This is a genomic window from Sphingomicrobium aestuariivivum (assembly GCF_024721585.1).
Classification (GTDB): Bacteria; Pseudomonadota; Alphaproteobacteria; order Sphingomonadales; family Sphingomonadaceae; genus Sphingomicrobium; species Sphingomicrobium aestuariivivum.
On sequence record NZ_CP102629.1, the window covers coordinates 872374 to 893032 of the forward strand.

A 20659-nucleotide genomic window follows, 5' to 3' on the forward strand; every position below is an offset into this window, starting at 1 on the left:
CTCAGGCTATCGATCACGCCACGATTTTTTTCCGTCGCCCCACCCGCCCGATCTGGGCTAGGGCCCCGTGCATGTTACCTCGCAAGACCCTTGCCACCGCGCAGATTCCCGGCGGCGATACCCTGACGCTGGTCAGCCATGGGCGCGATTTCGTCGTCAAGCTCGGCGCCGACGAGCTGATGGGCACCCGCATGCAATTTTCGGAGGAGCAGCTGGCGGTGCTGACGCTCCGGCAGCTCAAGGCGAAGGCGCCCCGCATCCTCATTGGCGGCTACGGCCTCGGCTTTACCTACCGCGCCGCGCTCGCCGCCCTTGCCGAGGGCGGGCACGTGACCGTGGCGGAAGTCGTGCCCGAGATCCTCGACTGGGCGCGCGGGCCGCTCGCGCATCTCACCGGGGACAGTCTCGACGATAAGCGGGGCGAGGTGGTCATCGCCGACGTCGCGGCGCTGATCGACGATGCCGCCGAAGGCAGCACTCCCCGCTGGGACGCCATCCTCCTCGATGTCGACAACGGGCCCGACGGCATCGTGCGCGACGACAATGACCGGCTCTATACGCGCGACGGGCTCGACAGGGCACGCGACGCGCTCAATCCGGGAGGCATCCTCGCCATCTGGTCGGCGGCCCCCGACCCCGCCTTCACCCGCCGCTTGAAGAATAGCGGGATGCTGGTGGAAACGCGCACCGTGCGCGCCCGCCCGAACAACAAGGGCCCGCAGCACACCATCTGGTTCGCGCGCAAGCGCTAGGCTGGTTCGCTCTCAAGCGCTAGGCGCCGCGGTCCATCTCCGACGAAGCCGGCAGCAGCGCATCGTCCCCGGGCGTCTTCGCTCGCGCTGACGCGAACCCCTATGGCCCCGACGCCGGCTTCTGATAGGCTGGGCGCATCTGGTCCGGCCGTGATGGCCGTCGGGGGAGTTGCGTCCAATGCCAAAAGCCCTGCCGCTCGACCCGGTCGCGGTATTCGAGCATGACTTTTCGCCCGGCTCGCCGCTCCGCTCCTATCCCCCTGTCCCCGCCGAGACGATCCATCAGGGCGAGGCGATGGCGCTTCGCGCCTTCGGTTCGATCCTCAAGGACATCCGCTCGCCGCGGCACCCCTATTTCGCCAGCTGGCGCGATCCCGACCCCAAGTCGGGGCTCGACAAGGAGCGGGCCGAACCGCCGACCGCCATCATCTTCGTCGCCAGCTTCGGCGAGGCTACGTATGAAACCTCGACCTCGCTTGTCGAAATGGCGGAGATGCACAACCGTCTCGACCGCGCCATGTTGCGCCTCGACCTCAAGCGCGGCGAGGATGGCGGGTTCGCCGTCACCTCGCTGACCCTCGAAATCAATGACGGGGCTTCGGGCACGGGGCGCCACTTCCGCTCCTGCTGGGACGGCAGCGAACTGGCGGCACGCGATATCTCGATCCAGTTTCACGCCCCCGCCACCCGTAGCGACGCCTTCCGCTTCCATGTCGCAGGTCGCCTGCCGCGCCGCTACAACCATGGCGCGAAGATCGAGGAGGAGATGGTGAGCTTCACCGCCTCGGGCGGGGCGATGCCCGTGCCGCCCTGGGTGAATTACTGAGGGCTTCCGGCCAGTCTCCGCTGCCCCCCCCTTTGGTCTAGCCCTCGGAACACCCCCGCAAATCCGCGCGTCCTTCTCCCATGACGCATCACGCGCTGCACGAACCCGACGCGATTTCGCGCACGCTTGCCCCCTTGGCGCGGCTGTGGCGGAGCTACTGGATCGTGCCCGCGCTCCTCATGCTCCTTATCCTCGGCATCACTATCGGGCTGCGCTGGGCCGATGCACTAGGGCTGTCGGGCTGGCTTCATGACCATGGCCTGTCGCTCGTCCGCGACGGCGATGCGATGACCGACTGGGCGACCGCCATCACCGGCGCCAATGCCGCCATCGCCACCCTCTATGTCTCGATCACGCTCATCGTCCTGACGCTCGCGGCCGGCAATCTCGGCGTGCGGCTGATCGATCGCTGGACGGGGCGCGCCTTCATCCGTGCCACCCTCGGCATCTTCCTCGGCGCGCTTGCCGCCAGTGCCTTCTTCCTCGCCAGCCTCGATGCTGACGCGCCGCCCGCCACCCTTCCCCATGCCAGCTTCGGCTTCATCGCCATCCTCTTCCTCTTCTCGCTCGCCTGGCTCGCGGGGGCATTGAACGACCTCGCCGACGCGGTCTTCGTCGACCGCACCATCGCGCGCATTGCCAAGGACGTCATCGCCAAGCCCCCGCCCGACTTCGAGCGCATTCTTGCCCCCGACTGGCCGGACGCCACGCCCGTCCGCGCGCCAGGCGACGGCTATATCGTCACCTGCGACATCGCCCGCCTGTCGGAGATCGCGCGCGATTGCGGCACCTTCATCCGCCTCGACCGATCCTCGGGCGACCACCTCATCGAGGGACAGGCTTATGTGGTGGTGCGCGATGCGGTCGACGAGGACTGTATCGAGGCGATCCACCGCTGCCTCACCCTCGGCCAGACACGCAGCGACCAGAACGGCATCGCCTATCGCATCCGCCTCCTCGTCGAGATCGCCGCCCGCGCCCTGTCGCCCGGCATCAACGACTTCTACACCGCGCGCTGCGTGGTCGATGCGCTCGCCTCGATCATGCTCCACCAGCGCGGGCGGCTCACCCGCGAGGGCCAGCTACTGGTCGAGGTACCGCAGGTCATCTGCCCCACCGCCAGCTTCGCCGCCATCTTCGATGCGCCGGTGAAAGCGCTGCGCCAGTCGGCCGCAGCCTATCCCGCCATCACGGTGCGCGCGATCGAGCGCTTCGGCAGCGCCGCCGCCATCGCCGACGATACGGACTTCACCGCCGTCATGCGCGCCTATGCCGCCGACATTGCCGCCCATGGCAGCGCCCGCGCGGAGACGGAAAGCGACTGCGACGACATCGCCGCCGCGCTCGCTACAGCCTTTGGCCCTAAGCCCGCCGGGTTGCGCGTCGCGGGCTGACGACGGGCCGCGCCAAAGCCGCGCCTTGGCGAGCAACAGCCGCCCCTCGCGACCCGTTCTTTTTCCGAACGCATTTCGAAAAAGGACGCCCCGCGCATGAGCGACAGCATCACCACCATCAACCCTGCCACCGAGCAGGAAATCGACACCTTCAAGCTCATTTCAAACGAGGACGCCGAGGCCGCGATCCAGCGCTGCCACGACGCCTTCATCCTCTGGTCGCAGCGCCCCGCGGAGGAGCGCGCCGAGATCATCGGATCGATCGGCGAGACGCTGGCGAAGAACAAGGAAGCGCTCGCCACCAAGATGACCGAGGAGGTCGGCAAGCTGATCGGCGATGCCCGCGACGAGGTCGACCTGTGCGCCGCCATCTGCAAGTTCACCGCTGAGAACGGCCCCGAGCAGCTGAAGGAAGAGGAGCGCTCGCTATTCGCCGGTGACGGCCGCGGCGTCGTCGCGCACCGCCCGATCGGGGTCATCTACGGCATCCAACCGTGGAATTTCCCTTCCTACCAGGTCATCCGCTACTCGATCGCCAACCTCATGGCGGGCAACGGCTGCCTGCTCAAACATGCCTCCAACTGCACCGGCACGGGCATCATGCTGCGCCACCTCTACGAGGAAGCGGGCCTGCCCGAGGACCTGTTCACCGTCCTCGTCGTCGACCATGACCAGTCCAATGCGGTGATCGACAACGACCTCGTGCGCGGGGTCACGCTGACCGGCTCCGATGCCGCGGGCCACAAGATCGGCGAGCGCGCGGGCGCGGCGCTCAAGAAGACCGTGCTCGAGCTGGGCTCGAACGATGCCTATCTCGTGCTCGAGGACGCCGATGTCGAACAGGCGGTCAAGCTGTCGGTCGAGGGGCGCCTCTACAATAATGCCCAGACGTGCATCAACGCCAAGCGCTTCATCGCCACCGAGCCCGTTTATGAGGAGTTCCTCGAGCGCTTCACCGCCGCGATGAAGGACGTGAAGATCGGCGACCCGATGGACGAGGCGAGCGAGCTCGGACCGATGGCGCGCCACGATTTGCGCGAAAAGCTCATCGGGCAGATGGAGGAAAGCGTCGACAAGGGCGCGAGGATCGAGACCGGCGGCAACAAGCTCGACCGCACCGGCTATTATTTCGAGCCGACTGTCCTGTCGGGCGTCGCGCCCGGCATGCCGGCCTATGAGGACGAATTCTTCGGCCCCGTCGCCAGCGTCATCAAGGCGGTCGACACGGTCGATGCCGTGCGCATCGCCAACGAGAGCCGCTACGGCCTCGGCGGCGGCATCTTCAGCCGCGACGAGGAAAAGGCCAAGCGCATCGCCATCGACCATTTCGACACGGGCATGGTGTTCATCAACAGCTTCGGGCTGGCCGATCCCAACATGCCCTTCGGGGGCGTGAAGGATTCGGGCTTCGGCCGCGAACATGGCGGCTTCGGCATGAAGGAATTCACCAACGCCAAGGCGGTTTTCCTCGGCGCCTAGACGATCAGCTTTCCGGGATTGAAAATGCCCTCGGGGTCCAGCGCGGCCTTGAGGGCTTTCAACATCTGCAAGCGACCCGGCTCGCCGAGCCGCCGCATCTCCGACAGCTTCATCTGGCCGATGCCATGTTCGGCGCTGATCGAGCCGCCATGCGCGACGACCATGTCATGCACTCGTCGTTCGATCGCCTCGCCCTCGGTCTCGCGCCACTCGCCGCTCGCCCGCTCCATCGCGCGCACATGAAGGTGGATGTTGCCGTCGCCGAGATGGCCATAGCCCGACACGCTGACGCCGGGCCATTCGGCCTCGACGGCTTTCGTCACCTCGGCGAGGAAGCCGGGCATGGCATCGACCGGCACCGAGATGTCGTGGCTGTTGGCCATGCCATAATGTTTCTTCTCGCCCTCCGAGAGCGAATGGCGGATGTGCCAGAAGGCCTCCGCCTGCGCCTCCGAGCGGGCGACGACCGCATCGGAGGCCAGCCCTTGCTCGAGCGCCTCGGCCAGCAGGCTTTCCAATTCGCCCGACAGGGTGCCGGGCGACGTGTCCCCCTTGGCCTCTACAAGCACGTTCCATGGCGCTCCCTCGACCGGCGGCGTCACGCCCATCACGGCGACCGCCGCGTCGAGCACGTCCGCGGGGATGATCTCGAAGCCTTCCACCGCATCGCAGCGTGCCTCGGCAAGGCGCAGCAGCTCGAGCGCCTGTGCGGGATCCTTGACCGCCACCCAGGCCGTCGCGCGGTCGGTCGGCGCCGCGACCAGCTGGAGCCGGAGCGCGGTGATGATGCCAAACTGCCCCTCCCCGCCGACCAGCAGCCGGTCGACGCGGGGACCGCGATTGTCCTTCTTCAGGGGCGAGAGCGTATCGAGGATCTCGCCCCCCGACAGCACCGCCTCGAGCCCCACTACCATCGCCCCCATCGTGCCGTGGCGCAGCACCTCGGTACCGCCCGCATTGGTGCTGGCGAGCCCGCCGACCGTCGCCGATCCGCGCGCGCCGAGATCGAGCGGCAGCCGCAGCCCCTCCGACCCGAGCCGCTCCTGCAGGCTGGCGAGGATCATACCCGCCTCGACAACCACCTGCCGCATCTTGTGATCGACAGTCCGTACCGCGTTCATCCGCCGGAGCGACAGGATCATCGCGCGGCCGCTGTCGTCGGGGGTTGCCCCGCCGACCATCGAGCTGTTCCCGCCCTGCGGCACCAGCGGCACCTGATGCCGTTCCGCCGCGCGCACGATCGCCTGCACCTCGGCCAGCGAGGCGGGTTCGAGCAGCGCCGCCGCCTTGCCCGTCCAGCGCCCGCGCCAGTCGGACGTCCAGCCCTCGACATCGACCGCATCGGTTACCACCGACCGCGGCCCCAACGCCGCGCGCAATTCCTCGATCATCGCCTCGCTCATGCCGACCGCCTTAGCCCTTCCCTCGCCCGTGCAAAAGCCGCATGAAAGCGCCCATGACGACGAACCCGCGCATCAACATGATCATCGCCCGCGCCGAAAATGGCGTCATCGGCATGGACGGCGGCATGCCGTGGCACCTGCCCGCCGATTTGAAGCGCTTCAAGAAGCTGACGATGGGCGGCGCCATGATCATGGGCCGCAAGACCTTCGAGAGCCTGCCCGGCCGCCTCCCCGGCCGCCGTCATATCGTGCTGACGCGCGGCAGCTACTGGAAGGCCGACGGCGCCGACGTGGTGCATGACGTGGAGAGCGCGCTCGCACTCGCGGGCGAGGATCCCGTCTGGGTCATCGGCGGAGCGGAGATCTTCAAGCTGTTCCTGCCACATGCGCATCGCATCGAGCTCACCGAGCTGGCGATCAGCCCCGACGGCGACACCTCCCTCCCCGACCCGCGCGAGGAGGCCGGCTGGTCGGTCACGGCGACCGCGGAGCATCCGTCCGAGGAAGGACGTCCCGCCTATCGTTTCGTGACGCTCGAGCGCGACTAGCGGCGCGGCATGGCGGCGGCGGCGGCGCGGAAGCGCATCGCCTGTTCGCCAAGCACGCTGTCGACCGCGGCGGACCAGGTCTCGGCATCGCTCTCGGCAAAGCCGGTGACCTTGTAGTCGATGGTCAGGATCGCGCCGGTGCCGCCGTCCTCGAGCTTCCAGATCATCGTGCCGCTGGCAGGCGCGTAGCGCAGCGGCCCCAGCCCGCCTTCCATCACGATCTCCTTGCCGCGGGTCAGGCCCACGACCTCGAGATGCTTGACGAAATTGCCGTCCCACTGCTCGCAGAAACAGCCGCCGGGCTTCAACTCGAGGCGCATGTTCGCCGCATCGCCCGAATAGCTGTGCGCCCCATTCCACCAGTCGCCCGGACGGGCGAGCAGGTCGAAGGCGCGCTCGGCGCTCACCACCAGCGGCACCTCGTGCCGGATGTGGAAGGCGTTGGTGGTCGTGTTGACGACGTCCGCCGGCGCCGGCCCCGACAAGGCAAGCGCGGCGGCAGCAGTGGCAAGGATCGGTGTCAGGCGCATCGGCAGGCTCCCCTCGAACAAGGTCCCCAGCCTATACGGCGACGGCCCTAGCTGTCGAGGATCGCGTCGATCGCGGCGGCAACCTCTTCGACGCTGCCCATGCCATCCACTTCGCGGACGAGGCCCTGGCGTTCGTAGAAGGGCAGGATCGGCGCGGTCTTGGCGCGATATTCGGCCATGCGGTTGCGCACCGTTTCCTCATTGTCGTCGGGACGGCGCTTGAACTCGTGGCTCCCGCAGACATCACAGGTGCCCTCGACCTTCGGAGGCTTGGCCGTGTCGTGGTAGAGCGCGCCGCAATTGGCGCAGCTGAAACGGCCACAGATCCGCTCGACCAGCGCATCCTCGTCGACCTTGAGCTCGATGACATGCGCCAGCTTGCGCCCGCGGTCGGCGAGCAGCATCTCGAGCGCTTCGGCCTGGTGCTGGGTGCGCGGATAACCGTCGAAGATGGCGCCGTTGCTCGCATCCTCGAGATGCTCGCCAATCAGCGCCGAGACGATGGCGTCCGAGACGAGCTCGCCGCGGTCCATGACGGCCTTGGCCTGCTTGCCGACCTCGGTGCCGGCAGCGATCGCGCTGCGCAGCATGTCGCCGGTCGACAGCTGTTTCATGCCGCGCCCGGCTTCGAGCCGATGCGCCTGCGTCCCCTTGCCTGCCCCCGGGGGGCCGAGAAGGATGATATCCATGTGAGGCGTCCCCTCGCTCGAATCGTTACCCGTTGGTGACAGGGCTAGCCGCTAGCGGCGGCGACCGCCACCCTTGAGCTTGGCCTTCTTGATGAGGTCGCCATATTGGTGGGCGATCAGGTGGCTCTGCACCTGGCTCACGAAATCGACCGTCACGTTGACGAGAATGAGCAGGCTGGTGCCGCCGAGCAGCGCCGAGCCGACATCCATGTTCGAGAACAACACCTCGGGAATGAGGCAGATGGTCACGAGATAGGCTGCGCCGATCACGGTGATACGGTTCAAGAGGTAATCGAAATACTGCTCGGTCGCCTTGCCCGGACGGATGCCCGGGACGAAGCCGCCGGCGCGCTTGAGGTTCTCCGCCGTGTCTTCCGAATTGAACTGCACTGAGGCGTAGAAGAAGCAGAAGAAGGCGATGCCGGCCCCGTAGAGGAACAGGTAGAGCGGCGCGCCGCGCTGGAGATAGGTCGAGATGGTGATGAGCACATCGTTCGACGCTGCATTGGGATCCGCACCGCCGCCCGCGAACTGGAGCACGGTGAGTGGCATCAGCAGGATCGACGAGGCGAAGATCGGCGGGATGACGCCCGCGATGTTGACCTTCATCGGCAGGTGGCTGCGCTCCTGCTGCATCATGCCGCGCGCGGTGGCGCGCTTGGGATATTGCACGAGGACGCGGCGCTGGGCGCGCTCCATGAAGCAGATGAACAGGACGATGAGGACGAGGAGCACGAGCACCGAGACGACGACCAGCGGGTCGACCGCGCCCGAACGGCCGCTCTCGAACAGCTGCGCCAGCAGGCCCGGCATGGAGGCGACGATGCCCGCCATGATGATGAGGCTGACGCCGTTACCCACGCCGCGGCTGGTGATCTGCTCGCCCAGCCACATGAGGAAGAGCGTGCCGCCGATCAGCGAGATGGTCGCAGCGATGCGGAAGGTCATGCCCGGCTCGACGACCGCGGCGATGCCCTGGTTCGCACCGAGGCCCTCGAGGCCGGTGGCGATGACGTAACCCTGCACCGCGGTGAGGAGCACCGTCAGGAAGCGGGTGTACTGGTTGAGCTTCTTGCGCCCGACTTCGCCTTCCTTCTTGAGCTGCTTCCACGGTTCGTGGAGCGCGGCGCCAAGCTGGACGACGATCGAGGCGGTGATGTAGGGCATGATGCCGAGCGCGATGATGCTCATGCGCTCGAGGCTACCGCCCGAGAAAGTGTTGAAGAAATCGAGGACGCCGCCGCGCTGCGTGTCGAACAGCTGCGCCATGGCGCGCGGGTCGATGCCGGGAATGGGAACGAAGCTCAGGAAGCGGAAGAGCACCAGCACGCCGAGCGTGAACCAGAGGCGCTTTTTGAGGTCGGTGGCCTTGCGGAAGCTGTCGAAGCTGATGCCGGCAGCCATGTTCTCGGCGGACGTCGCCATGTCTCGTTCCCTTAACTGTTCAAGCCGGGCGACACGTGGCCACCCCCCCGGAGGCTCGATATAGGAAGGGGTGGGACGATGCCCACCCCTTCACACCAACTTTTAGGCGTCGGCCTTTTCGTCGGCCTTCTTCGGCGCGGTCACTTCGACCTTGCCACCGGCCTTTTCGACCGCCTCGATGGCGCCCTTCGAGGCACCGGCGACCTTGAAGGTCAGCTTCGACTTGATCTCGCCCTTGGCGAGGAGGCGGACGCCGTCCTTGCCGCCACGGGTCAGGCCGATCGCGTCGAGCGCTTCCTGGTCGATGACCTTCTTGGCGTCGAGCTTCTTCTCGTCCACGGCCTTCTGGACCATGCCGATGTTGACGATCGCATAGTCCTTGCCGAACGGGTTGTTGAAGCCGCGCTTCGGCAGGCGCATGTGGAGCGGCATCTGGCCGCCTTCGAAACCGTTGATCGAGACGCCCGAACGGCTCTTCTGGCCCTTCTGGCCGCGACCGCCGGTCTTGCCCTTGCCCGAACCGATGCCACGGCCGATGCGCATGCGGCCCTTGCGGGCGCCGTCGTTGTCCTTGAGGTCGTTGATCTTGATGGTCATGTCTTGCACTCGCTTTCGCTTTTCATCGCGCTTGATTGGAAAAGGGAGGCCTTCCAGCGACTTGAGTTGAAGGCTCCCGGCGCGCTGCCTTTAGGGCAGGTCGCCTGAACGGGCAAGAGGGGCCGGCACTTCGGTGCTGACCCCTCTCCCCTTTGCCGCCCGCCCCTAAGGCCGGGCAGCCAATGCTTTTACGCCTCTTCGACGGTGACGAGGTGCTGGACCTTCTTCACCGCGCCGAGGACTTCCGGGGTCGCCTTCTTCTCGACGGTCCGGTGCATCTTGTTGAGACCAAGGCCCACCAGCGTCTCGCGCTGGCCCTTCTCGCGACGGATCGGCGAGCCGGTCTGGGTGATCTTGATCGTCTTGACGTCGTTCTTCTTGGCCATGTGACTTACTCCGTGACCGCGTCGGCGGTCGCTTCGGCCTCGGCCTTGTCCATGCCACCACGGCCAAGGAGGTCGGCGACCTTCTTGCCGCGACGCTGGGCGACGCTGCGCGGGCTGGTCTGATCCTTGAGCGCCTCGAAGGTGGCGCGGATCATGTTGAACGGGTTGGCGGTGCCGTTCGACTTGGTCACGACGTCAGCGACGCCGAGCGCTTCGAACACGGCACGCATCGGACCGCCGGCGATGATGCCGGTACCCGGAGGCGCGGTGCGAACCACGACCTTGCCGGCGCCGAAGTGGCCCTTGCCGTCGTGATGGAGGGTGCGACCTTCCTTCAGCGGCACGCGGACCATCGCCTTCTTGGCAGCGGCGGTCGCCTTGTTGATCGCTTCCGGCACTTCGCGGGCCTTGCCCGAGCCGAAGCCCGCGCGGCCCTTGCCGTCACCGACCACGACGAGCGCGGCGAAACCGAAGCGCTTACCGCCCTTCACGGTCTTCGAGACGCGGTTGATGTGGACGAGCTTTTCGATCAGCTCCTCGCCATCTTCCTCGTTGCGGCGGTTGTCACGACCACCGCGACCGCGGCCACGGCCACCATCGCGACCGCCACGGCCGCCGTCACGGCCACCGCCGCGACCACCGCGGCCACCGCGGGGCTTGTCTTCACCGGCGACGCCGGCAGCGGCCTGGGCAGCGGCAACCTCGGGGGTTTCCGCAACGCCGGGAGCCTGTTCGCCGTGGGCCGTTTCGGTCGCGGGCGTTTCGGTCGCCTGCACTTCTTCGGTCTTCTTGTCGTCAGCCATATTAGAACTCCAGCCCTTCTTCACGGGCGGCTTCGGCCAGCGCCTTGACGCGGCCATGGAAGAGGAACCCGCCACGGTCGAACACGACCGTGCTCACGCCGGCCTTCTTGGCCTTGGCGGCGACGGTCTTGCCGACGGTGGTCGCGGCATCGACATTCGCGCCCGACTTGACCTTGACGTCCTTGTCGAGGGTCGAGGCCGAAGCGATCGTCTTGCCGGCGGCATCGTCGATGACCTGGGCGTAGATGTGCTTGCCCGAACGGTGCACCGACAGGCGGGGCTTACCGGAGGAGCGCGCCTTGAGCGCCGAGCGGACCCGGCGACGGCGGCGGTCGAAGAGGGACAGTTTAGCCATCTTACTTCTTCTTGCCTTCCTTGCGGAAAATATATTCCCCGCGATATTTGATGCCCTTGCCCTTATAGGGTTCGGGCTTGCGCCACTTGCGGATTTCGGCCGCGAAGTGCCCGACGAGCTGCTTGTCGATGCCCGAGACTTCCACCGTGGTGTTGTCGGGGGTCTTCACCTCGATGCCTTCCGGCACGTCGAGGTCGACGTCGTGGCTGTAGCCAAGCTGGAGCTTGAGCTTCTTGCCCTGCGCCTGCGCACGGTAGCCGACGCCGTTGATCTCGAGGACCTTCTGGTAGCCCTCGGTGACGCCGTCGACGAGGTTCTGCACGAGGGTACGCTGCATGCCCCAGACCTGGCGGCTACGCTGCGACATGTTGTGCGGCGTGACCTTGATCTCGCCTTCCTCGATGTCGAACTTGATGAGGTCGTCCATCATCTCCATCGCAAGGGTGCCCTTGGGCCCCTTGACGGAGAGGGTCTTGCCTTCCGTGCTGGCGGTGACGCCAGCAGGCAGCGCGACCGGTTTCTTACCGATACGGCTCATTAGAACACCTCCGCCAGCACTTCGCCGCCGACATTGTTCTCGCGCGCTTCGGCGTCCGAGAGGACACCGCGCGGGGTCGACACGATGGTGATGCCAAGGCCGTTGCGCACGCGGGGCAGTTCCTGCGAACCCGAGTAGACGCGGCGGCCGGGCTTGGAGACGCGGGCCAGGTGCTTGATCGCCGGCTGGCCTTCGAAATATTTCAGTTCGATCCGCAGGCCGGCCTTGCCCGCAAGCTCTTCTTCCGAATAGCCGCGGATGAAGCCTTCACGCTGCAGCACGTCGAGAACGCGCGCACGCAGCTTGGACGCCGGCGACAGGATCGAGTCCTTGCGCGCCTGCTGGCCGTTGCGGATGCGGGTGAGCATATCACCCAGGGGGTCGGTCATCGCCATGCCAGATTCCTTACCAGCTCGACTTGGTGAAGCCCGGGATCAGGCCCTTGTTGCCCAATTCACGGATCATGATGCGCGAAAGACGGAACTTGCGGTAGTAACCGCGGCTCCGGCCGGTCAGCTCGCAGCGGTTGCGGATCCGGGTCGGATTCGCGTTGCGCGGCAGTTCGGCCATCTTCAGGCGGGCGATCAGGCGCTCGGTTTCATCGAGCGACTTGTCGTTCGCCTGTTCCTTCAACTTCGCGTACTTGGGCGCATACTGCTTGGCCAGCTTCTTGCGCTTCTCGTTCTTGTTCACGGAACTCAGTTTCGCCATGACTTAAGTTCTCTCTTTCCTGTCTGAGGGATCGAGAGACCGCGTGATTTACGCGGCCTCCTCTTCCTTCTTTTCCGCGGGGAACGGGAAGTTGAAGAGACGCAGCAGTTCGCGCGCTTCCTCGTCCGTCTTCGCGGTGGTGGTCACGATGATGTCCATGCCCCGGACCTTGTCGACATTGTCGTACGAGATTTCGGGGAAGACGATCTGTTCCTTCATGCCCATCGCATAGTTGCCGCGGCCGTCGAACGACTTGGGGTTGAGGCCCCGGAAGTCGCGCACGCGCGGCAGCGCGATGGTCACGAGACGGTCGATGAATTCGTACATGCGCTCGCGGCGGAGGGTGACCTTCGCGCCGATCGGCATGCCTTCACGCAGCTTGAACTGCGCGATCGACTTCTTCGCCTTGGTGATCACGGGCTTCTGGCCGGCGATCGCTTCCATCTCGGCAGCCGCCGTCTGGACCTTCTTCTTGTCCTGGGTGGCTTCGCCGACGCCCATGTTGATGACGACCTTCTCGAGCTTGGGAACCTCCATGTGGTTCTTGTAGCCGAACTTTTCGGTCATCGCCTTCACGATGCGCTCGTCATAGTCCTTCTTCAGGCGCGGAACGTAGTTCTCAGCCATCGATCTTCTCCCCGGAACGCGTCGCGACGCGAACCTTCTTGCCGTCGACCGTTTCGAACCGGACGCGGGTCGCCTTGCCGTCCTTGGGATCGGCGAGGGCCACCTTCGAGGCGAAAAGCGGGGCTTCGCGCTTCTCGAGACCGCCATTGGGGTCCATCTGGGTCGGCTTCTTGTGACGGGTGATGATGTTCACACCCTCGACGACGAGCTTGCCTTCCTTGGGGAGGACCTTGGTGACCGTACCGGTCTTGCCCTTGTCCTTACCCGACAGGATGACGACGCTGTCGCCCTTCTTGATCTTCGCGGCGGCCATTACAGCACCTCCGGAGCCAGGCTGATGATCTTCATGTGCTTCTTGGCGCGCAGTTCGCGCACCACCGGGCCGAAGATACGAGTGCCGATGGGCTCTTCATTCTTGTTGACGAGGACCGCGGCGTTGCCGTCGAAACGGATCACCGTCCCGTCGGGGCGGCGGATGTCCTTGGCGGTGCGGACGATGACGGCACGATGGACGTCACCCTTCTTCACCTTGCCACGGGGCGCGGCTTCCTTGACCGACACCACGATGGTGTCGCCGACGGTGGCAAACCGACGCTTGGACCCGCCCAGTACCTTAATGCACTGGACGCGCTTGGCGCCGCTGTTGTCTGCAACGTCGAGGTTCGATTGCATCTGGATCATGGTTGACCCTTCCTACCTTTCCCTAACGCTGCTCAGCCTTCGACCGGAGTGTCGAGGTCGGCCGGATTGGCCGCCGCGACGCGATCGAGAACTTTCCAGCTCTTGGTCTTCGAAATCGGCTTGCATTCCTCGATGCGCACCGTCTCGCCCATCGAGATCTCGTTGTTCTCGTCATGGGCGTGATACTTTTTCGACAGCTTGATGATCTTGCCGTACAACGGGTGCTTCACCCGACGCTCGACACGGACCACCACCGTCTTGTCTCCCTTGTCGGAGACGACCGTTCCCTGAAGGATACGTTTCGGCATTCTTCGTCTCCTACCTTACGCCTTGGCCGCTTCGGCCTGGCGCTGGTTCTGCAGCGTCATGATCTGCGCAATCGAGCGGCGCACTTCACGAACTCGGGCGGGCTTTTCCAACTGACCGGTCGCGGCCTGGAAGCGCAGGTTGAACTGCTCCTTCTTGAGCTGCGACAGCTCGTCGGCGAGCTGGTCGTCGGTCTTGGCTTTCAGATCGTCGATCTTGGCCATTACTTCTTCTCCTCGATCAGGCTCTCGCCGAGGCGGGCCACGACCTTGGTCTTGATCGGCAGCTTCTCCGCGGCACGCTCGAAAGCGGCCTTGGCGAGCGGACCCGAGACCCCGTCCAGTTCGAACAGGATGCGGCCGGGCTTGACGCGGGCGGCCCAGAATTCGGGGCTACCCTTACCTTTACCCATGCGGACTTCCGCCGGCTTCTTCGAGACCGGAAGGTCCGGGAAGATGCGGATCCACAGGCGACCCTGACGGCGCATGTGGCGGGTGATCGCACGGCGGGCGGCTTCGATCTGGCGCGCGGTGATGCGCTCCGGCTCGAGGGCCTTGAGGCCGTAAGCGCCGAAGTTCAGCTCGGTGCCACCCTTGGCGTTGCCGTGGATGCGGCCCTTGAAGGCCTTACGGAATTTGGTGCGCTTCGGTTGCAGCATCTTTTAATTCCTCTATCGACGGTCGCGCGCCGGGCGAACGCCCGAGGTCTGCGCATCCATCATCAGCTTTTCCTGCGCCAGCGGGTCGTGGCCGAGAATCTCGCCCTTGAAGACCCAGCACTTGATGCCGCACACGCCATAGGCGGTGTGGGCCTGCGCTTCGGCATAGTCGACGTTACCGCGCAGCGTATGCAGCGGGACGCGACCTTCGCGATACCATTCGGTACGGGCGATTTCGGCGCCGCCGAGACGACCCGAGCAGGTGATGCGGATGCCTTCGGCACCAAGACGCAGCGCCGACTGGACGGCACGCTTCATGGCACGACGGAACGCCACACGACGCTCGAGCTGGTCGGCCACACCCTGCGCCACGAGGCGCGCGTCGATTTCCGGCTTGCGGATCTCGACGATGTTGAGGCTGACCTCGCTGTCGGTCATCTTCTTCAGCTTCGTCTTGAGCTTCTCGATGTCCGCACCCTTCTTGCCGATGATGACACCGGGACGGGCAGCGTAGATCGAGATGCGGCACAGCTTGGCCGGACGCTCGATGACGACCTTCGAAATCGCCGCCTGCGGCAGCTCTTCCATGATGAAACGACGGATCTTGAGATCCTCGAGGAGCTGCTGGCCATAGTCCTGGCCTTCAGCGAACCAACGCGAGTCCCAGGTCCGGTTGATCTGGAGGCGCAGGCCGATGGGGGAGCTTTTGTGACCCATTAGGCTTCTTCCTGCTCGCGAACGACGACACGCAGACGGCTGAACGGCTTTTCGATACGGGTCGAACGGCCGCGCGCACGGGTCGCGAAACGCTTCATGGTGAGCGACTTGCCGACCGAGGCTTCCGCCACGATGAGGCTGTCGACGTCGAGGTTGTGGTTGTTTTCCGCATTGGCCACGGCGCTGGCGAGCACCTTGTAGGCGTCCTCGGCCATCCCCTTGTTCGAGAACTTGAGGATGTTGAGGGCTTCCTCGACCTTGCGGCCACGGATGAGGCCCGCGACGAGGTTGAGCTTGCGGCTCGACCCACGGATCATGGAGCCGACCGCGAGCGCCTCGTTATCGGCGACCTTGCGGGGGGATTTCGCTTTCGACATTAGCGCTTACCCTTCTTGTCGGCGGCGTGGCCCGGGAAGCTGCGCGTCGGCGCGAACTCGCCAAGCTTCATGCCGACCATCTCTTCCGAGACGGCGACCGGCACGAATTTCTTGCCGTTGTAGACGTTGAACGTGAGGCCCACGAACTGCGGCAGGATCGTCGAGCGGCGCGACCAGGTCTTGATCGGCTTGGCGTTCGACTGTTCCTGCGCCGCTTCCGCCTTCTTCAGAAGCGACAGTTCGACAAAGGGACCTTTCCAGATGGAACGAGCCATGTTCGTTTAGCCCTTCTTCTTGGCGTGACGCGAACGGATGATGAACTTATCCGTCTGCTTGTTCTTGCGGGTACGCGCGCCCTTGGTCGGCTTGCCCCACGGGGTGACCGGGTGACGGCCGCCCGAGGTGCGGCCTTCACCACCGCCGTGCGGGTGGTCGACCGGGTTCTTGGCGACACCGCGGGTGAGCGGACGCTTGCCCATCCAGCGGGTACGACCCGCCTTGGCCAGCGTCTGGTTCGAATTGTCCGGGTTCGAGACCGCGCCGACCGAAGCCATGCAGTCCGAGCGGATGTAACGCTGCTCGCCCGAGTTCATGCGAACGATGACCATGCCCTTGTCGCGGCCGACGACCTGGCAATAGGTGCCAGCGGCGCGCGCGATCTGACCGCCCTTGCCGGGCTTCAGCTCGATGTTGTGGACGATGGTACCGACCGGCATCTGGCCGATCTTCATCGCATTGCCCGGCTTCACGTCGACCTTCTCGCCAGCGACGACCTTGTCACCCGGCGCGAGGCGCTGCGGAGCCAGGATGTAGCTCTGCTTGCCATCGGCATAGGTGATGAGGGCGATGAACGCCGAGCGGTTGGGATCATATTCCAGACGCTCGACGGTCGCTTCGCCTTCGGTGCGACGCTTGAAGTCGATGATGCGGTACTTCTGCTTGTGACCGCCACCGATGCCGCGCGAGGTCACGTGACCCTTGTTGTTGCGACCACCGGTCTTGGTCTTGCCTTCGACCAGCGCCTTGACGGGCTTGCCCTTGTGGAGCGCCGAGCGGTCCACGAGGATGAGGCCACGGCGTGCCGGGCTCGTCGGTTTATATGCCTTGAGTGCCATTAGTCCTTACACCCCGCTCGTATAGTCGATCATCTGCCCGTCCTTGAGCGTGATGATCGCCTTCTTCTCGTCGGTGCGCTTGTAGGGCTTGCCCTTCCAGCGCTTGGTCTTGCCCTTGACGTTGATGGTGTTCACCTTGGTGACTTCCACCCCGTAAAGCGCTTCGACCGCTGCCTTGATCTGCGGCTTGGTCGCGTCGCCCGCGACCTTGAACACCACCGCATTGTGCTCGGCGGCCATGGTCGCCTTCTCGGTGATGTGCGGCGCGCGGATCACGTCATAGTGACGGTTCTCGACCGCTTTCTTTTCTGCCTTAGCCATTGAAACGGGCCTCCAGCTTTTCGATGCCGGCCTTGGTGAGGACCAGCGTGTCGTGACGCAGGATGTCGTAGACGTTGGCACCGACGGCCGGCAGCAGGTTGATGCCGGGGATGTTGGCGCTGGCGCGGGCGAAGCCCACGTTCACCGCATCGCCGTCGACAACGAGGTTGGTCTTGCCGAAGCCGAGCTTGTCGAGCTTGGCGACCAGAGCCTTGGTCTTGGCGTCACCGTTCATGTCGAGATTGTCGATCACGATCAGCTTGCCGTCCTTGGCCTTGGCCGAAAGAGCCATCTTCAGGCCGAGGGCGCGAACCTTCTTGTTGAGGCTCGAGCTGAACGTGCGGGCACGGGCACCGTGGGCCTTGCCGCCGCCGATGAAGATCGGCGCCTTGCGATCGCCGTGACGGGCGGTACCGCCGCCCTTCTGGCGACCGTACTTCTTGCCGGTGCGCGCGACATCCGAGCGCTCGCGGGTCGCACGCGCCGGGGCGCGGCGGTTGACGAGCTGCCAGGTGACGACGCGGTGCAGGATGTCTTCGCGCGGCTCGACACCGAAGATGGTGTCGTCGAGCTGCACGTCGCCGCCTGCTTTCGCATCGAGGGTCTGAACCTTGACCTTCATGGCTTAGCCTTCCTTGCTTTCGTCGGCCGCGACCGCCGCATCGGCAGTCTGGTCGGCGCCAGCTTCATTGTTCGACTTCGCGTCGCTCTTGAGCGCGGCCGGATAGGGCGCGTCCGAGTGGCGCGGAAGCTTGACCGCGTCCGAGACCATCAGCCAGCCACCCTTCGAGCCGGGCACCGAGCCCTTGACGAAGAGGAGACCGCGCTCGGCGTCGGTGCGGACGATTTCGAGATTCTGCTGCGTGCGGGTGCGGGCACCCATGTGACCGGCCATCTTCTTGTTCTTGAAGACGCGGCCCGGATCCTGGCGGTTACCCGTCGAACCGTGCGCACGGTGGCTGATCGACACACCGTGCGAGGCGCGCATACCACCGAAGCCCCAGCGCTTCATGGCGCCGGCGAAGCCCTTACCCTGGGTCACGCCCTGGATGTCGACCTTCTGGCCCGGAACGAAATGCTCGGCCGAGATCTCGGCGCCGATGTCGAGGAGCGCGTCCTCGTCGACGCGGAATTCCGCGACCTGCATCTTGGGTTCGACTTCGGCCTTGCCGAAAGCTTCGCGCTGCGGCTTGTTGACGTTCTTCGCCTTCGCCTTGCCGGCGCCGAGCGCCACAGCGGTGTAACCGTCTTTGTCTTTTTCGCGACGACCGACGACCTGGACGCCGTCGAGGTGAAGGACGGTAACCGGCACGTGCCGACCGTCCGCCTCGAACAGGCGGGTCATCCCCATCTTCTTCGCGATCACGCCAGTGCGCATGATCATATGCTCCCATCAGAGGCCCGCGCCGGTTCATTCCGACGAGGGCGTGCGACCCGTTGCTATGTGCGAAACCCCCGCTTGGGTCGTTCCTGCCGATGGGGCAGGAGGCGGGGGACGCATGACCACGGCATTGCCGTGCGGTATCCCTAGTGCCTCGAAGGCGCCGGCGGACCGGCACCTTGGAAACTCAGCAGCTTGGAGGGCTGCAAATCCTTGTTTTTGCTGGCTCCCGGCAACAACCGGGCGACTCACAAACCCTTCCCTCGGGAAGGCCTGCGCGCCCTTTAGGCCAGTTTGATCTCGACGTCCACCCCTGCGGCGAGGTCGAGCTTCATCAGCGCGTCGACCGTCTGCGGGGTCGGCTGCACGATGTCGAGGAGGCGCTTGTAGGTGCGGACCTCGAACTGCTCGCGCGACTTCTTGTCGATGTGCGGACCGCGGTTCACGGTGAACTTCTCGATGCGCGTCGGCAGCGGGATAGGACCGCGAATAAGAGCGCCCGTGCGGCGCGCCGTGTCGGCGATGTCACCAGTCGCCTGATCGAGGACCCTGTGGTCGAAGGCCTTCAGACGAATACGAATATTCTGCGTTTCCATATCCACTCACCGATGCGAAAGAGCCAGGCCCTGGTGGCAGCCGCCAGTCGGGCCAAACATTGTTCAAACCAAAAAATCGAAGACCCTGTTCTTCTAGTTGCGTTTTATAAAGCAACCAAACTGAACGGGGCCTGAAACTTGTACTCGAGCTCCGGAAAAGACCGGGGCTCAAAACAATCGCGGGGGTCGATGACGAATCACCGACCCCCGCGGCTGTGTGGGCCTATATTAGGCTTTGATCGAGCCGACAACCCCCGCGCCGACGGTACGACCGCCTTCACGGATGGCGAAGCGCAGGCCCTGGTCCATCGCGATCGGCGCGATGAGCTTGACGCCCAGCTTCACGTTGTCGCCCGGCATGACCATCTCGGTGCCTTCCGGCAGCGTGACTTCACCGGTGACGTCGGTGGTGCGGAAGTAGAACTGCGGACGGTAGTTCGCAAAGAACGGCGTGTGACGGCCGCCCTCGTCCTTCGACAGGACGTAGACTTCAGCGTCGAACTCGGTGTGCGGGGTGATCGAACCCGGCTTGGCGAGAACCTGGCCACGCTCGACTTCTTCACGACCGACACCACGGATCAGCGCGCCGATGTTGTCGCCGGCCTGGCCCTGGTCGAGCAGCTTGCGGAACATTTCGACACCGGTGACGGTGGTCTTGGTGGTGTCCTTGATGCCGACGATTTCGACTTCGTCACCAACGTTGACGATGCCGGTTTCGACACGGCCGGTCACGACGGTGCCGCGGCCCGAGATCGAGAACACGTCTTCGATCGGCATGAGGAAGTCCTTGTCGAGGGGACGTTCCGGCTCGGGGATCCACTCGTCGACGGCGGCCATGAGCTTCATGATCGCATCCTGGCCGATTTCACGGTTGCTGTCTTCGAGGGCAGCAAGCGCCGAACCGGCAATGATCGGAATGTTGTCGCCGTCGAAGTCGCGCTTCGAGAGTTCTTCGCGGATTTCGAGCTCGACGAGTTCGAGCAGCTCGGGATCGTCGACCTGGTCGACCTTGTTGAGCCACACGACCATGGTCGGAACGCCGACCTGCTTGGCGAGCAGGATGTGCTCCTTGGTCTGCGGCATGGGGCCGTCAGCGGCCGACACGACGAGGATCGCGCCGTCCATCTGGGCGGCACCGGTGATCATGTTCTTCACATAGTCGGCGTGACCCGGGCAGTCGACGTGCGCATAGTGACGGTTTTCGGTTTCATACTCGACGTGGGCGGTCGAGATGGTGATGCCGCGCTCGCGCTCTTCCGGAGCCTTGTCGATGTTCGCGAAATCGACGGCTTCCGAGGTACCCGCTTCCGCGAGCGTCTTGGTGATCGCCGCGGTGAGCGAGGTCTTGCCGTGGTCGACGTGACCGATGGTGCCGATGTTGACGTGCGGTTTGTTCCGCTCGAATTTTGCCTTCGCCATTATACGCCTCTTTTCAGTGTTCGTA

31 protein-coding genes are annotated in these 20659 nt (G+C 65.0%); 5 read left to right on the forward strand and 26 right to left on the reverse strand.

Going from position 1 to position 20659, the window contains the following annotated elements:
* Positions 1 to 71 precede the first annotated feature (71 nt).
* From NUW81_RS04535 to NUW81_RS04550, 4 genes are all read left to right on the forward strand, one after another.
* Positions 72 to 752 (forward strand): polyamine aminopropyltransferase, encoded by a 681-nt coding sequence (locus NUW81_RS04535; RefSeq protein ID WP_245110793.1) that lies wholly within the window; start codon positions 72 to 74, stop codon positions 750 to 752.
* A gap of 178 nt (positions 753 to 930) precedes the next feature.
* On the forward strand, positions 931 to 1578 hold the full coding sequence (locus NUW81_RS04540) for a hypothetical protein (RefSeq protein ID WP_245110796.1): 648 nt from the start codon (positions 931 to 933) through the stop codon (positions 1576 to 1578).
* An 80-nt stretch (positions 1579 to 1658) separates the two neighbouring features.
* A complete protein-coding gene (locus NUW81_RS04545; protein WP_245110798.1) occupies positions 1659 to 2972 on the forward strand; it encodes a DUF2254 family protein in 1314 nt (437 codons plus the stop codon).
* Between the two features lie 96 nt (positions 2973 to 3068).
* Positions 3069 to 4451: an NAD-dependent succinate-semialdehyde dehydrogenase gene (locus tag NUW81_RS04550; protein ID WP_245110801.1), complete on the forward strand. Its 1383-nt coding sequence runs from the start codon at positions 3069 to 3071 to the stop codon at positions 4449 to 4451.
* Here NUW81_RS04550 and NUW81_RS04555 read toward each other — a convergent pair.
* Positions 4448 to 5854 carry an FAD-binding oxidoreductase gene (locus NUW81_RS04555; RefSeq protein ID WP_245110804.1) on the reverse strand — a complete coding sequence of 469 codons (1407 nt, stop codon included), beginning with the start codon at positions 5852 to 5854 and terminating at the stop codon, positions 4448 to 4450. The two genes, NUW81_RS04550 and NUW81_RS04555, sit on opposite strands and share 4 nt — an antisense overlap.
* 53 nt (positions 5855 to 5907) lie before the next feature.
* On the opposite strand from NUW81_RS04555, the gene NUW81_RS04560 reads away from it, so the two are divergent.
* Positions 5908 to 6402: a dihydrofolate reductase gene (locus NUW81_RS04560; protein WP_245113685.1), complete on the forward strand. Its 495-nt coding sequence runs from the start codon at positions 5908 to 5910 to the stop codon at positions 6400 to 6402.
* Here NUW81_RS04560 and NUW81_RS04565 read toward each other — a convergent pair.
* The 25 genes from NUW81_RS04565 to tuf all read right to left on the reverse strand — a co-directional run bounded on the left by NUW81_RS04565 (position 6399) and on the right by tuf (position 20634).
* Positions 6399 to 6932 (reverse strand): ATPase, encoded by a 534-nt coding sequence (locus NUW81_RS04565; protein ID WP_245110806.1) that lies wholly within the window; start codon positions 6930 to 6932, stop codon positions 6399 to 6401. The two genes, NUW81_RS04560 and NUW81_RS04565, sit on opposite strands and share 4 nt — an antisense overlap.
* 47 nt (positions 6933 to 6979) lie before the next feature.
* The gene (locus tag NUW81_RS04570; RefSeq protein ID WP_245110808.1) at positions 6980 to 7621 is read right to left on the reverse strand and encodes an adenylate kinase; all 642 of its coding nucleotides are present in this window, start codon (positions 7619 to 7621) and stop codon (positions 6980 to 6982) included.
* Positions 7622 to 7672: 51 nt separating this feature from the next.
* Positions 7673 to 9046, reverse strand: coding sequence for a preprotein translocase subunit SecY (gene secY / locus NUW81_RS04575; protein WP_245110810.1), 1374 nt, complete (start codon positions 9044 to 9046; stop codon positions 7673 to 7675).
* A 102-nt stretch (positions 9047 to 9148) separates the two neighbouring features.
* Positions 9149 to 9643: a 50S ribosomal protein L15 gene (rplO, locus tag NUW81_RS04580; RefSeq protein ID WP_245110813.1), complete on the reverse strand. Its 495-nt coding sequence runs from the start codon at positions 9641 to 9643 to the stop codon at positions 9149 to 9151.
* A 188-nt stretch (positions 9644 to 9831) separates the two neighbouring features.
* Positions 9832 to 10029 carry a 50S ribosomal protein L30 gene (gene rpmD, locus NUW81_RS04585; protein WP_245110815.1) on the reverse strand — a complete coding sequence of 66 codons (198 nt, stop codon included), beginning with the start codon at positions 10027 to 10029 and terminating at the stop codon, positions 9832 to 9834.
* Between the two features lie 5 nt (positions 10030 to 10034).
* Positions 10035 to 10832: a 30S ribosomal protein S5 gene (rpsE, locus tag NUW81_RS04590; RefSeq protein ID WP_245110817.1), complete on the reverse strand. Its 798-nt coding sequence runs from the start codon at positions 10830 to 10832 to the stop codon at positions 10035 to 10037.
* Between the two features lies 1 nt (position 10833).
* Positions 10834 to 11187, reverse strand: a complete 354-nt coding sequence (rplR, locus tag NUW81_RS04595) for a 50S ribosomal protein L18 (RefSeq protein WP_245110819.1) — start codon at positions 11185 to 11187, stop codon at positions 10834 to 10836.
* Position 11188: 1 nt separating this feature from the next.
* Entirely contained in the window at positions 11189 to 11725 is a 537-nt protein-coding gene (gene rplF / locus NUW81_RS04600) for a 50S ribosomal protein L6 (protein ID WP_245110821.1), read from the reverse strand.
* A complete protein-coding gene (gene rpsH, locus NUW81_RS04605) occupies positions 11725 to 12120 on the reverse strand; it encodes a 30S ribosomal protein S8 (protein ID WP_245110823.1) in 396 nt (131 codons plus the stop codon). The genes rplF and rpsH overlap by 1 nt, the downstream gene beginning before the upstream one ends.
* A 10-nt stretch (positions 12121 to 12130) precedes the next feature.
* Positions 12131 to 12436 (reverse strand): 30S ribosomal protein S14, encoded by a 306-nt coding sequence (gene rpsN / locus NUW81_RS04610; protein ID WP_245110825.1) that lies wholly within the window; start codon positions 12434 to 12436, stop codon positions 12131 to 12133.
* A 48-nt stretch (positions 12437 to 12484) separates the two neighbouring features.
* On the reverse strand, positions 12485 to 13063 hold the full coding sequence (gene rplE, locus NUW81_RS04615) for a 50S ribosomal protein L5 (protein WP_245110828.1): 579 nt from the start codon (positions 13061 to 13063) through the stop codon (positions 12485 to 12487).
* A complete protein-coding gene (gene rplX, locus NUW81_RS04620) occupies positions 13056 to 13376 on the reverse strand; it encodes a 50S ribosomal protein L24 (RefSeq protein ID WP_245110830.1) in 321 nt (106 codons plus the stop codon). Before rplX ends, rplE begins: the two co-directional genes overlap by 8 nt.
* Entirely contained in the window at positions 13376 to 13744 is a 369-nt protein-coding gene (gene rplN / locus NUW81_RS04625) for a 50S ribosomal protein L14 (protein ID WP_245110832.1), read from the reverse strand. Before rplN ends, rplX begins: the two co-directional genes overlap by 1 nt.
* Before the next feature lie 32 nt (positions 13745 to 13776).
* The gene (rpsQ, locus tag NUW81_RS04630) at positions 13777 to 14052 is read right to left on the reverse strand and encodes a 30S ribosomal protein S17 (RefSeq protein WP_244382440.1); all 276 of its coding nucleotides are present in this window, start codon (positions 14050 to 14052) and stop codon (positions 13777 to 13779) included.
* Between the two features lie 15 nt (positions 14053 to 14067).
* Positions 14068 to 14274, reverse strand: coding sequence for a 50S ribosomal protein L29 (gene rpmC, locus NUW81_RS04635; RefSeq protein WP_245110835.1), 207 nt, complete (start codon positions 14272 to 14274; stop codon positions 14068 to 14070).
* Entirely contained in the window at positions 14274 to 14708 is a 435-nt protein-coding gene (rplP, locus tag NUW81_RS04640) for a 50S ribosomal protein L16 (protein WP_245110837.1), read from the reverse strand. The genes rpmC and rplP overlap by 1 nt, the downstream gene beginning before the upstream one ends.
* Before the next feature lie 12 nt (positions 14709 to 14720).
* Complete coding sequence (rpsC, locus tag NUW81_RS04645; RefSeq protein WP_245110840.1) at positions 14721 to 15425, reverse strand: 30S ribosomal protein S3; 705 nt, start codon at positions 15423 to 15425, stop codon at positions 14721 to 14723.
* On the reverse strand, positions 15425 to 15802 hold the full coding sequence (gene rplV, locus NUW81_RS04650; protein ID WP_245110843.1) for a 50S ribosomal protein L22: 378 nt from the start codon (positions 15800 to 15802) through the stop codon (positions 15425 to 15427). The genes rpsC and rplV overlap by 1 nt, the downstream gene beginning before the upstream one ends.
* The gene (rpsS, locus tag NUW81_RS04655; RefSeq protein ID WP_244382435.1) at positions 15802 to 16077 is read right to left on the reverse strand and encodes a 30S ribosomal protein S19; all 276 of its coding nucleotides are present in this window, start codon (positions 16075 to 16077) and stop codon (positions 15802 to 15804) included. Before rpsS ends, rplV begins: the two co-directional genes overlap by 1 nt.
* A gap of 6 nt (positions 16078 to 16083) precedes the next feature.
* The gene (gene rplB / locus NUW81_RS04660) at positions 16084 to 16917 is read right to left on the reverse strand and encodes a 50S ribosomal protein L2 (protein WP_245110845.1); all 834 of its coding nucleotides are present in this window, start codon (positions 16915 to 16917) and stop codon (positions 16084 to 16086) included.
* A 6-nt stretch (positions 16918 to 16923) separates the two neighbouring features.
* Entirely contained in the window at positions 16924 to 17238 is a 315-nt protein-coding gene (locus NUW81_RS04665) for a 50S ribosomal protein L23 (RefSeq protein ID WP_245110847.1), read from the reverse strand.
* Complete coding sequence (gene rplD / locus NUW81_RS04670) at positions 17231 to 17860, reverse strand: 50S ribosomal protein L4 (RefSeq protein ID WP_245110850.1); 630 nt, start codon at positions 17858 to 17860, stop codon at positions 17231 to 17233. Before rplD ends, NUW81_RS04665 begins: the two co-directional genes overlap by 8 nt.
* Positions 17861 to 17863: 3 nt before the next feature.
* Complete coding sequence (gene rplC, locus NUW81_RS04675) at positions 17864 to 18616, reverse strand: 50S ribosomal protein L3 (RefSeq protein WP_245113687.1); 753 nt, start codon at positions 18614 to 18616, stop codon at positions 17864 to 17866.
* A gap of 287 nt (positions 18617 to 18903) precedes the next feature.
* Positions 18904 to 19215, reverse strand: a complete 312-nt coding sequence (gene rpsJ, locus NUW81_RS04680) for a 30S ribosomal protein S10 (RefSeq protein WP_011952197.1) — start codon at positions 19213 to 19215, stop codon at positions 18904 to 18906.
* Between the two features lie 228 nt (positions 19216 to 19443).
* Positions 19444 to 20634, reverse strand: coding sequence for an elongation factor Tu (tuf, locus tag NUW81_RS04685; RefSeq protein ID WP_245110852.1), 1191 nt, complete (start codon positions 20632 to 20634; stop codon positions 19444 to 19446).
* Between the last annotated feature and the right edge of the window lie 25 nt (positions 20635 to 20659).